A 12269-nucleotide genomic window follows, 5' to 3' on the forward strand; every position below is an offset into this window, starting at 1 on the left:
TAGATGTTAACTGTTCTTTTGTGGGCCCCAGTCATAAATTTTCTTTTGATAGGCATACCCCATCATCCAAAGGCCAATTAGCAACATTGGAACTGTAAGAATCTGACCTTTAGTCATCCAGCCAAATAAAATGAAACCTTGGTCGGCATCGGGTTGACGGAAGAATTCCATTACAAAACGTGCAACGCCGTAACCCATTAAAAATAGTGCTGAAACGGCCATACGTGGGCGAGGTTTTGAACTAAACCACCACAAGATAATGAATAGAATTAAACCTTCACAAAGTGCTTGATAAATTTGAGAAGGGTGGCGAACCAAATGTAATGGATCGGTTGGGAAAATCATTCCAAATGGATAATTCGGATCTGTAACCGCACGACCATATAACTCTCCACCAATAAAGTTACCGAAGCGTCCGAACATTAAGCCTGTTGGTACACAAGGGGCAATAAAGTCGAGTGTTTGGAACCATGTTTTTTGATATTTTTTACACCAGAATAGCATTGCAATCATGACGCCTAAGAAGCCGCCGTGGAAGCTCATACCGCCAGTCCAGACTTGGAATAACCAGATTGGGTTCTCAAGGAATTTATCAAATTCATAGAAAAGCACATAGCCGATACGTCCGCCGAGTACAACACCTAAAGCGCCGTAAAACACCAGATCGGAAACCATGTCCGATGTCCAGCCATCACGCTGTTTGGCACGGTAGGAAGCGAGTCCCCAAGCACATAAAAATGCCAATAAATACATGAGTCCATACCAATGGACTTGAAGAGGTCCTAGATGTATTGCGACCGGATCGATATTAGGATAGGTCAGCATTGCTGCTCCTTGATCTTACGTTTTGACAGATTGTAGCGGAATGATGTGAAAAATGTTGTACATTCAATGTGTAAACATAGGGAACAAGAATCAATGTGTATTGTGGCTTTAGCATGGCATGTTCTGGATGATATGCCCTTGTGTCTTATTTCAAACCGTGATGAGTTTTATCACCGACCAACCGCATTGTTGCATCAATGGGAACATACACCAATCATTGCTGGGCAAGACTTACAGTCCGGTGGCACTTGGATGGGCGTTACGCCACAGGGCCGATGGGCTGTGTTAACCAATTTCCGTGATGGACGTGATAAACAGCAATACGAGACTTCTCGTGGTCATTTAGTTCAGGCTTTTTTAGAGTCTGATTTGTTGCCGATTCGTTTTGCTCAACAATTGGAACAACAGCAACAGAACTTTGCTGGTTTTAACCTGTTTATGGGAAATGTTGATCAGGCAGTCTATATGAGTAACCGTGGTGAGGCTCCTCAAGTATTAGCCAATGGCGTGTATGTAGTTTCGAATGGTTTAATGTCCGATCACTGGGAGAAAACCAGACATTTAAGAACCCGTTTTACGCAAGAGTTCTTGCCTATGCATCAGCACAAAACAGAAGAGTTAAGCTTGCAACATGCAGCGTGGGATATTTTAGAAGATGAGCGTAAGGTCACCACAGCATTGTTGCCAAATACGGGCATTCAACCAGAAATGGAAGAATTATTATCATCGACTTTTATTCAAAGCCCAGTATATGGAACACGTTGTTCGAATTTTTTAAGAATGACCAATAATGAATGGATATGGTTGGAAAAGACCCAGCAAGGTGAACATAGCGGCCAAATTGTACAGCAGCAGATACCTCTAAATCGTTAACAAAATGCCGATCAAATGATCGGCATTTTTCTAGGGAGAAATAAATTAACCAGCAATAACGCCGCCATCTTTACGGGTAATAACTACAGTTGCCGAACGTGGGCGCGCAGTTTTGTTGCTTGGATCTTTTTGTGTGGCAGGCCAGTTACTTTCTGGTTTTGCGTAACTTGGAGAGTCTTCACCAGGGTGCTGAACATTAATGAAAATTGCCTTATAGTCCGGTGTCATGGCAATACCAGTAATTTCACATTGCTTTGGTCCGACTAAGAAACGGCGTAATGTTGCGTCTGTAACTTTAGCGCCTGTTATGGTTTGCTGACCATTTGATGTAGTTGCCGCACCGCCATCACCAATTTGACCCGGTAGAGCAGCAAGCATCATACAGTTGGTGACATCTGTATAAGCACCGTCATCTGTTTCAATCCAGAGAACACCACGTGGGTCAAACCACATACCATCTGGAGATGAAAAGTCATTATTGTCTGTTAAACCTGACAAGTTGATGTTTGAAGCCATCGAAGCTTCTGCACCAAATAAGTAAATGTCCCACTTGAAGGTTTCAGCAGTTGTTTTGTCATCGGCTTCTCTAAAACGAATGATATGGCCGTTCACATTTCCTTTTTGTTCTTTTGTGCCTGCATATAGGTCCGTATAGTTACGAGGGTTGGCTGCATCTGTAGGGTAATCTTTACCACGGTTTGAGTTGTTGGTGAGTGTGACATAAATTTCGCCATTAATCGGGTTGACGGTTGCCCATTCTGGGCGGTCCATTTTTGTTGCACCGACTGAATCTGCTGCTAAACGCGCAAAGGTGACTACGTCTGCCTGAGATTTAAATGGATAGGTAGTGTTACTTTCATTTAAACCATTTTTACCGTAGGCAAGTTCAATCCATTGACCTGAACCATCGTTATTAAACTTGGCAACATACAACTTACCTGAGTTCATGTATTTGTCACCAGCTGCATAGCCGCCGTTTATATCTTTTGTGTCCCACACTGTGGTTGAAACAAACTTATAGATATATTCGCCACGAGAGTCGTCACCCATATAAAATGCGATTGGTTGACCTGCTACGGCACGACATGCACTGTCTTCATGGGCAAAACGGCCTAATGAGGTACGTTTAACCGGATTTTGACGGTTATCAAATGGATCAATTTCGACCATCCAGCCAAATGTGTTTGGACCATTGCGGTAATCTTGGGTTGCTTGAGCTGCTTTTACATCGGCATTCCAGCGGTCATATAGGTCTTGTGCCTCTACTTGACCAATTGCGGTTTCCCAGCCGTAACGAGAACTCGACCCTGCCTTAAGACCATAGCGTTTAAGGGCAATAATTTCTTCTGGAGCACGTAGAGTGTCATCAGTTGTGCTACGGGCAAAATAACCGATAAAGTTTTCTTCTGTGGTTAAGTATGTTCCCCAAGGTGTATAGCCATTACCACAGTTATTGTGTGTACCACGAGTCTGACGGCCAGCAGGTGAAAAGCGCGTTGAAAGTAAGTTAGACCCTGCTGCTGCACCCGCAAAGTCCATGACTGTAGATCCTGTAATACGTCTATTAAAAATAGAGTTTTTTACAACTTCTACTTTTTGTGTAGCAGGGTCTTTTTTAATATGAACTACAGAAACGCCATGAGCATTGGTTTCGCGAATGACTTCATCTTCAGGACGGCGTCCATCAACTTTGGTTGGACCTTTAGGGTGCAAGAAGGTTTGGTTGATGTATTCGTGGTTCATCACCAATAAACCTTGTGCTGAAACAGTTTCATCAAAACGGTTTGTTGATGTGTTTAAACCAAAATAGTGCATACCATCGTGGCAGTCGCCAGAGCGAAACTGGAAGCTTGGACCAGATGGAATATTGTTATCATCCCAATCACCAAAAGAAGGATTAATAGAGTCACCTAAAGCGTAAATCACATTTGCCTCATAACCTTCTGGTACGGTTACAATATCATTTAAATTTTTAGCAACTGGCGTAAAGGTAAGTTTTTCTGGCTTTTTATTCGGATCGACTGGAGCAGTTCCACCATTGTTAGAACCAGAGTCATCGTTATTATCATTACAGCCCGTTAAAGTAGAGGCTAAAGTTAATGCCACAGCGCCGCTTGCTGCTTTAGTAATGAGGCTACGACGACTTACGTATTGGTCTAAAACATCACGAAAGTGAATATTGTCTGAAGTGTTGTTGTCTAGTTCCTGATCTTCATGATATGGGGTTAAATCGTTCATATTAAATTCCTAATTCAAAATAAGTTTTTTCTAAATGTCTTGATTAGCTTAAGTTTTGAATATGACGAGGTCTTGACGTTTTAATGATAACTTAATGAAAAATTTGATCGTTTAGTCAAAAAGAAAAGTACTTTTTATTTTTATGGGGGGTAAATAAAAGAAACCTGCATAAAGCAGGCTTCTTTTGAGTTGTGGTAAGAATTATTTCTTCACAACAGATGGTGCTAGAGGGTCAGCCGTAATATAACCAACTGCCGCTGCAAAACGATCTTTGTAGTTTGCACGAACAAGAGGATCAAGAGTCGCTTTTACTTTATCGTGTAATGGAGATTCCCAGTCACCCGGATGCTGGAAGTTACTCATGATGTAAGTCCAGCCATTCACCGCATCTACAGCATGTAAACCTGTCGATTCAGCACCAGCAGGTGTTGATAAGATACGGCTTAATTGTTTGGTGTCTACATTATATGCCCATAAGAAGTTATTTACGTGCATACCACTGTCTTCACCAATGAAGAGCGTACGTAAGTTTTCAGAGAACTTAATGTTATCTGGATTTGCAATTTTATCTGCATTTGCAAGGTTACCCAAAGCATCAGCAGTTGTGAGGTCTTCACCAACTAAAGCGGCTGGCGGTTCCATATGAGTCGATACCCATTCACTGTTAATGAGCTGACCTTTGTTGTCGACTTGGCTGCCTTTTAAAGTGTGCGCATAAACTGCACCAGCTTTTGGACCTTGCACTTGAATATCAGTGGTTTTATCAATCATAGAAGACTGTACATAAGACATCGCAGAGTATGCGATTTTGTCTTTAATATTGACAGTTGTGCCTTCCATTTTGGTAAAGCCCATACTTGCACCCACTAAAGCTGCATAACGATGCGTTTCTAAGAAAGCTGCTTCACGCTCTTTACCCGGTACAAGTTTGACCCAGTTATTTTTGCCGCTATAACGGATTTTGGTATAGCTTGCATCTTGAGGATCTGTAGTTTTTACATCCATCAAGTCTGAAATCTTGTATTGATCTGCCCAGCTTTTTACTTCTGCACTTGTTGCATGACCAAGGTTAATCCAAGAAATATCACCTGCACCAGCGCCTACGCCTGAAGTTTGCTTCCATTTAGCAACATAGAGCGTACCTGCAGATAAGTCTTTTTCTTTATCGGCAACAAACATGAATAAACCGCCATTCGTTGCATCATCACCCATCAATGCAGTGCGGTTATCTGGCATAACTTGAATAAGTTCGTGCGAGATACGACCTAAACAGTAATGTTTTTTGATTGAACCTGTACCATCTGTATTTACAGTAACTTCTGGTAAATGACCGTAGTGGTATGGGTTGCCTTTGGTACTGTCACCAAATAAGTTTTTGCTAAATACTGGTAAATAGCTTCCAGCAACATTGTTTGCATCTGGTTCGTATTCTTCACTAGAAAGGTGAGTTCCCCATGGAGATAAGCTTGCACCACAAGTAATCCATAAACCGTTTACTTTAGACGTATCGACATTGTGGTATTTAACCAGTGTTAAATGACCAGTTTTAGGGTCTTGGTCTAAAGTTAAAATCGCAATTGGAGATGGTAGTAAGCCATACATAGACGCTAAGCTTTGGTCACGAGTCGTATATTCAAACTGAACGACGTGAAATACAGGATTACCTGTAACACCTAAAGCTTGTTTGTCCGCATCGGTAAAGTCACGCCCTGTTGCTTGTTTAAAGCTAATTAAAGAGCTTCCATCTGGACAGTCAGAGAAGAATTGACGTTCTTGCCCTGGTTTTGATTTATCAATAATTGGTTGATTATTAATATCAACATACCCACCCGCTAGAATTTTTCCACCTTTACCATCTGCAACCAGATCACCTGTGGTAAAGAATGGCTTATACGCTAATGTATAGTCAGTTTTTGAGCCATCTTCCCAGCTAATTGAGAGGCTTGATCCAACAGTTGTGGTTGCCATCGCTGCTGGGTTTGCTAAAGATGGTGCAGCCATTGAAGTAAAAGTTGCATTTTTAAAGTTTACTGTTGGTGGTGGAGTAACAACATCTGAATCATTATTGCTGTCATTACAGCCTGCTAACGTTGCTGCCGTAGCCATCGCACCTAATGGAAGAAAAGGAATCCCCGTAAACCATTTTAAAATATCGCGACGTGTTGGGTGGTTAGAAGCAGTTGTCATAATAAATCCGTAACTTTTGTGTGTATATTTGTTGAGTCGATTCTATGGATTGGAAATGACACTTTTCTTACATTTTTAAGTCACTTTGAAGACAGTTTATAATTTGATTAATTAAAGCGATTTAAAAGTAAAAAGCCCAAATCTTAATGTTTGGGCTTTTAAAGAGAAGTTTTAAATTATTCAGCAGTCTGGCTTTTTCTCTTCTCAAGAATCTTACCGAACAGTAGGCCTATTTCAAAAAGCAACCACATTGGAATCGCTAGCATCACCATTGAAATCGCATCTGGCGGGGTAATAAACATAGCAACAAAAAAACATCCCACAATAATAAAACGTCTTTTTTCAGCAAGGCTTTGAGTATTTACTACGCCAATTAAAATAAGTAATAAGGTTGCGATAGGAATTTCAAAAGTGACACCAAACACTAAAAATAGCTTTAAACAGAAGCTTAAATAACTATTAATGTCGGTCATTGGCGCTACTGTTTCAGGTGAAACGCTAATAAAGAAATGTAATATTGCCGGCAGGGTAATGTAATAAGCAAAAGCGACACCTGCATAAAATAGAACAATACTACCGATCAGTAACGGTAGCGCTAAATGGCGTTCTTTTTGATAAAGCGCAGGGCGAACAAAAGACCATATTTCATAAAGAATAAATGGCATTGCAAGCATAAGTGCGACAAATAAATTAAGTTTAAATGGCGCCATAAAGGTTGCTGTTACATCTGTTGCAATCATTGAAGATGATGCAGGGAGTTGTAACCTTAAAGGCTCAGATAATAATTGGTAAGTATTATTTCGAAAGGGTAGTAAACAAAAGAATAAGAATAATGTTACCCCTACAATCCTGAATAAATGGCGTCTTAAAACCACCAAATGATTCATGATTGGCATTTGGTCTAGGTTTTCTTGACTATTTACAGTGGTTGAAGGCAGTTGGTTCATACGGCAATCTTCAATTCAACAGGAGATGTTTCTGAAATATCAGTTTGAGGAACTAATGGCGTAAGTTTGGCAACATACGGCACTTTGTAATGGTCTGATATAGGAATACATTTCCGAATAGGCTTTTGTGTTGTTTTAGGCGTTTCTGGAACTTCTAAATGTTCTGAAATCTGCTGTTTTTGTATTTCTTCAAGCTGCTGTTGTACTTTTCGTTCCAATGCTTCGATGCGGTTAAGTTCCTCTTGCATTTCTTTGCGGAACTCAGAAAGACGCAGCTCCTGATCAATCTCGTTTTGCAAATTGGTGATATAGCGTTTTAGTCGAACATACCAACGACCTGCAAAACGTGCAGCTTCGGGAAGCTTATCTGGACCTAAAACTAAAATTGCAATAATTGCAAAACAGAGTAGCTCTGTCATTCCTACATCAAGCATGGGACAAACCTTTAGCTTTTCACTGATGTACTTTCAGATGTTTTAACTTGTGCATCAATCGTACGAGGAGTATTTAAAGATGCAGCTTCGTCTTCTTCACGAACTGATTTTTTAAAGTCTCTTACTGCACCGCCAACATCTTTCCCAATATTTTTTAATTTAGATGTACCGAACAATAAAATAACCACAATTGCGAAAATAACGACATGCCAAATAGATAAACCAGCCATGATTTTATACCTCTTTTTAGTTCGCTTTATATCAACAGGTTGCCATGACAAGAATGTGACACTTATATTTCATTTTTAAGACAGTATTTATAAGTCGTCAGTTGCGGTTAGATTTTTAAAGATATTTGTCTGAGTAATTTTAAATTTTATTTAACTTAGATTTTAGACCAATTTACGTGAAATAGATCATACATTTCAAAATCAAAAGGTGTAGCATAACAAGCTGTTTTTAATGAGCAAGAGGAGAGAGCGTGGCATTACTACTGCCTGTATTGGCATTTATCACCGGACTTTTACTTGCTCAGACCTCTATCGCAGAAACCATAAAACCTATTCTTTCAGCTTGGCTTGCACGACTCCTGATTCCGATTGTGATCATTTACAACATGGTCTTTTATCAATCGGGAAGTTTGAGCTTAATGCTCTTTAGTTTTGGGTCGGCATTTATTATTTTCTTTGCCTATTTGGCTTTATTTAAAGACCGCTTACTGGCCCTTTGTGTAAGCTATACCAATATGGGATGGCTTGGTTTTCCTTTTGCGATGGCTCTATTTGGTCCCGAAGCGACTGCTCCGATTGTGGCTTTATATATTGGGATGTCAATTTTTGGCAATGCTTGGGCTGTTACGGCAGTCACTACTGCACCGCAAAATAAGCTCAATATATTAAAAAAGGTTTTAACTTCCCCACCTTGTATATCGATATTTTGTGCTGTTGTGCTCAGACTTTTAGGGGCCCAGCATATTGAAAGCCCTGCTATACATTGGGTTTATGAGGTTGCTAAATTTGCGATGACTTTCGCAGGTATGTGTGTGCTTGGAATGTGGCTACGCCGTACCAGAGTTTATGCAAAAGACTTAATTTACAGTACAAAAGCTCAAGCCTTTAAAGTCGCCTGTGGCTTTGTTCTATGTGGCTTAACTTATAGGTTTCTACCGATTCCAAATATAAACCAGCAAATAGGGGTGATGTTTTTAATGTTCTGTTTGCCACCAGCAGCCAATATTGTAGCGTTAGAGACACATTATCAAGGGACGGGAAGATCGGCGGCTTATATCGCATCGGGGACGATTGTGAGTTGTGTGTGTATTGCGATTTATGCAGTGTTTTTACATGTAGCATTATAATTAATTTTAAATTTTCTTCCCCACATTTGCTTGTGCGAAGGCGGCATGGATGCCGCCATGTCACTGCCTTGCGCTGATTTCCAAAGCAGTGCTTTGGAAATCGCTCAGGATGTACCGTCAGTGACATAAATGGTTTTGTTACTTTTGCCAAAACAAAAGTAAAGTATTGCCTATACAAAGCCGAATACTTTCTAACGTGGTATTCAAAGGCTATATGGAAAAAATTATACTAAACTTTCTCTGAATAACTGCATCGCTTGGCCACGATGACTAATCTTATTCTTATCTTCTTTAGACAACTCAGCGCTAGAAACTTGAAGCTCTGGTAACCAGAACAGTGGGTCATAACCGAAACCATTTTCACCACGCGGCGCTTCTAAAATTTCACCGTGCCAGATGCCTTGGAAAATTTGTGGCAATGGATCTTCCGCGTGGGTCACTAAAGCAAGTACGCACACAAACATACCTTCAATCACTTCACCATTTTTACGGTAAGGCAGAAGGTCATTTAATAACTTGGCATTATTCGCTGTATCGTCACCATGTTCTCCAACATAGCGTGCTGAATAAATACCAGGTGCACCACCTAAAACAGGAACACAAATACCTGAGTCATCAGCCATAGCAGGTTTCCCTGAAATTTTAGAGGCATGACGTGCTTTAATAATGGCATTTTCAATAAAGCTTAAGCCGTCTTCAATGGCGTCGGGAATATTAAGGCGACCTTGAGGAATAATTTCTACAGGTAACTTAAGCTGTTCAAAAAGTTTTTCAAACTCTGCGACTTTACCTTTGTTATTACTTGCAAGGACTAAAGAGCCCTGATCAAACCAATGTGGGGTAGACATAAGATAACCAAACTTTATAACCAATATTGAACGCCAGTTATGTTACGTGTTTTTTGGAAGGGGATATAGAGTAAAACAAATAGAATATAAAATTAGAAGCTTAAAAACTAAAACCACCTTATAGGTGCTATAAGGTGGTTTTAGTCGAGTAAGTTTGAGCTGGATTATTATTGAGCTTGAATCCATTTATCCGCACGGTCGCGTGCCATACGAATTTGCTCTTGAGTTAAGTTTGCGGCAAGAGCTGTCTTTTTACCTTCAGATAAGCTAATCACTTTATTGTCGAGCATGCCATCACGAGTCGAAAGCTCATACCACTGGTAAGCACCTACGTAGTTTTTCTTTTGCTCTTCCATCATTGCGAGGTTATAGCTTGCACGGTTATCACCATTGCTTGCAGCTTTTTCGAAATACTTACGAGCCATAGACTCATCTTTCTTAACACCAATGCCGTCGGCGTACATACGGCCTACATTTAACTGTGCTGGTGATAAACCTTGGTCAGCAGCAGCTTTAAACCAAGTAAATGCCTGTTTATCGTCTTTTGCTACATCTTTACCGTATTGGTAACGTGTTCCAAGATAAAATTGTGCGCCAGCTTGGCCAGCTTGAGCTGCTTTTTGAAGGTCATGAATCCCCATTGTGGAGAAGCGCGCAGCCTGGCTAGCAACCGATTGTGGCTGGGCGATATAATCTGCATGAGCCTGCATACTTAGCAGTCCTGCAATTAGTGTGCTAAATAATGTCTTTTTCATAGTGCACTCACTCGATAAATAGCGACTTCACCAAACAAATTCGGAACATGTTTGCTTAACAGGCTTCCCTGCTGGTTTCCATTGACGGCGAGTCGATTAATAATTTGTATTTGATTTTCCGCACACAGTGCTTCGAAATCTTTAAACGTACATAAATGAATGTTGGGGGTGTTATACCACATATATGGTAGAGCATCCGATACAGGCATCATCCCTTTTAATGCTAGAAAAGAGCGAGTCTTCCAGTGTGCAAAGTTTGGAAAGGTAATAATGGCCTGTTTTCCCACACGCACCATGTCTCTTAATAAAACATCGGGTGCATCTACGGCTTGCAAAGCTTGTGCCATGACCACATAGTCAAAAGACTGGTCGGCAAAACGGCTCAAACCGAGATTCAAATCTTGTTGAATAATATTTAACCCGCGACTGACGGCAATTGCAATCTTTTCTTGATCAATTTCTAAACCATAAGCACGAATTTGATGCTTTTGGCTCATATGAGCGAGTAATTCACCGTCACCACACCCTAAATCGAGTACGCTAGAGCCGGGTTTAATCCACTTTTCTGCCAGTTGTTGATCAATACGCATTAGCTTGCCTCCAGTGATGTCGATTTTAAATGTTCTTCACCGCCTAAGAAAGCGCGCAGTGTTTTGACATACAGTGGAATCGGGAATAAAAACGAGTCATGACCTTGTTCAGCATCAATATCGAGGTAACTTACCGGCTTATGGTTGGTAATGAGCGCATCTACAATTTCTTGTGAACGGCTTGGTGCAAAACGCCAGTCAGTTGTGAACGAAACAATTAAGAACTGGCATTTGGTTTTACTCATCGCATCTGTAAGTGAATGACCGTACTCACGTGATGGATCAAAATAATCCAAAGCTTTGGTCATAATCAGATAAGTATTGGCATCAAAGTTACGGCTAAACTGTTCACCTTGATAACGCAGGTAGCTTTCGACCTGAAACTCGACATCAAAACCGTACATAAACTTGCCAGATTTTAAATCACGACCAAATTTCTGCTTCATCGCTTCTTCAGAAAGATAGGTAATATGGCCTACCATACGAGCCAAAATTAGGCCTCGTTTTGGATAGCTGTCATTTTCTAAATAACGACCATGATGGAAGTCTGGGTCAGACAAGATGGACTGACGTGCCACCTCGTTAAATGCAATATTCTGTGCTGAAAGCTTTGGCGCGCTAGCAATAACGACACATTTTTGTAAACGGTCAGGGTAGTCTACTGACCATTGTAGTGCTTGCATGCCCCCTAATGATCCGCCAACTACTGCATACCAAACACTTACTCCTAAACGGTCAGAAAGCATGGCTTGAGTTTTAACCCAGTCGCGTACCGTTACTAGTGGAAAATCTGGTCCATAAGGGCGATTATCATTTTCAGGGTTTGGTGAAGTTGGACCAGTCGATCCACTACATCCACCAATATTGTTGAGTGCAACTACAAAAAAATTATTTGTGTCGATTGCCTTATCCGGGCCAATACAGCTATCCCACCATCCAGCTTTTTTATCATCTTCATGGTGATAGCCCGCTGCATGATGATGTCCGGAAAGGGCATGACAGATCAAAATCGCATTCGATTTATCTGCATTTAAAGTGCCGTAAGTTTCAACCATTAACTCAAAGCGTGGTAAAACACGGCCACATTCAAGATGTAAGGGTTCTTCAAATTGGAACTTTTGCGGAGTGACTAACCCCACTGAGTCAGCTGGAAAAGACACGGGAACATTTCGCCTTTTAAATCTTTCAGGAATAAAAAGAAAGGATACCAAGCTA

Annotated in this window: 12 protein-coding genes; 2 read left to right on the forward strand and 10 right to left on the reverse strand. The window is 40.7% G+C overall.

From position 1 onward, the window contains the following. Positions 1-6: 6 nt before the first annotated feature. Positions 7-825, reverse strand: coding sequence for a prolipoprotein diacylglyceryl transferase (gene lgt / locus RMA95_RS02890; RefSeq protein ID WP_311069541.1), 819 nt, complete (start codon positions 823-825; stop codon positions 7-9). Positions 826-918: 93 nt separating this feature from the next. Between lgt and RMA95_RS02895 the strand changes: the two genes are divergently transcribed. Next, positions 919-1698 carry an NRDE family protein gene (locus tag RMA95_RS02895; protein ID WP_311069614.1) on the forward strand — a complete coding sequence of 260 codons (780 nt, stop codon included), beginning with the start codon at positions 919-921 and terminating at the stop codon, positions 1696-1698. Positions 1699-1743: 45 nt separating this feature from the next. Here the strand turns inward: RMA95_RS02895 and RMA95_RS02900 are convergent, their stop codons facing one another. From RMA95_RS02900 to RMA95_RS02920, 5 genes are all read right to left on the reverse strand, one after another. Next, positions 1744-3936 (reverse strand): PhoX family phosphatase, encoded by a 2193-nt coding sequence (locus RMA95_RS02900; protein WP_311069542.1) that lies wholly within the window; start codon positions 3934-3936, stop codon positions 1744-1746. A 201-nt stretch (positions 3937-4137) separates the two neighbouring features. Next, complete coding sequence (locus RMA95_RS02905; protein ID WP_311069543.1) at positions 4138-6123, reverse strand: alkaline phosphatase PhoX; 1986 nt, start codon at positions 6121-6123, stop codon at positions 4138-4140. A 176-nt stretch (positions 6124-6299) separates the two neighbouring features. Next, positions 6300-7070, reverse strand: coding sequence for a twin-arginine translocase subunit TatC (gene tatC, locus RMA95_RS02910; RefSeq protein ID WP_002053474.1), 771 nt, complete (start codon positions 7068-7070; stop codon positions 6300-6302). Further along, positions 7067-7504, reverse strand: a complete 438-nt coding sequence (gene tatB, locus RMA95_RS02915) for a Sec-independent protein translocase protein TatB (RefSeq protein WP_311069544.1) — start codon at positions 7502-7504, stop codon at positions 7067-7069. The genes tatC and tatB overlap by 4 nt, the downstream gene beginning before the upstream one ends. A gap of 11 nt (positions 7505-7515) precedes the next feature. Continuing rightward, the gene (locus RMA95_RS02920; protein ID WP_002053267.1) at positions 7516-7734 is read right to left on the reverse strand and encodes a Sec-independent protein translocase subunit TatA; all 219 of its coding nucleotides are present in this window, start codon (positions 7732-7734) and stop codon (positions 7516-7518) included. Positions 7735-7985: 251 nt separating this feature from the next. On the opposite strand from RMA95_RS02920, the gene RMA95_RS02925 reads away from it, so the two are divergent. Further along, the gene (locus RMA95_RS02925; RefSeq protein WP_311069545.1) at positions 7986-8861 is read left to right on the forward strand and encodes a permease; all 876 of its coding nucleotides are present in this window, start codon (positions 7986-7988) and stop codon (positions 8859-8861) included. Between the two features lie 224 nt (positions 8862-9085). Here the strand turns inward: RMA95_RS02925 and rdgB are convergent, their stop codons facing one another. The 4 genes from rdgB to RMA95_RS02945 form a co-directional block, all read right to left on the reverse strand. After that, the gene (gene rdgB / locus RMA95_RS02930; RefSeq protein WP_311069546.1) at positions 9086-9709 is read right to left on the reverse strand and encodes an RdgB/HAM1 family non-canonical purine NTP pyrophosphatase; all 624 of its coding nucleotides are present in this window, start codon (positions 9707-9709) and stop codon (positions 9086-9088) included. Positions 9710-9876: 167 nt separating this feature from the next. Further along, positions 9877-10464, reverse strand: a complete 588-nt coding sequence (locus RMA95_RS02935) for a tetratricopeptide repeat protein (protein WP_000751694.1) — start codon at positions 10462-10464, stop codon at positions 9877-9879. Further along, complete coding sequence (metW, locus tag RMA95_RS02940; protein WP_001217230.1) at positions 10461-11054, reverse strand: methionine biosynthesis protein MetW; 594 nt, start codon at positions 11052-11054, stop codon at positions 10461-10463. The genes RMA95_RS02935 and metW overlap by 4 nt, the downstream gene beginning before the upstream one ends. Continuing rightward, the gene (locus RMA95_RS02945) at positions 11054-12214 is read right to left on the reverse strand and encodes a homoserine O-acetyltransferase (protein WP_311069547.1); all 1161 of its coding nucleotides are present in this window, start codon (positions 12212-12214) and stop codon (positions 11054-11056) included. The genes metW and RMA95_RS02945 overlap by 1 nt, the downstream gene beginning before the upstream one ends. Positions 12215-12269 lie beyond the last annotated feature (55 nt).

The sequence above is a fragment of the Acinetobacter sp. V110_1 genome (genome assembly GCF_031798975.1).
GTDB lineage: Bacteria > Pseudomonadota > Gammaproteobacteria > Pseudomonadales > Moraxellaceae > Acinetobacter > Acinetobacter nosocomialis_A.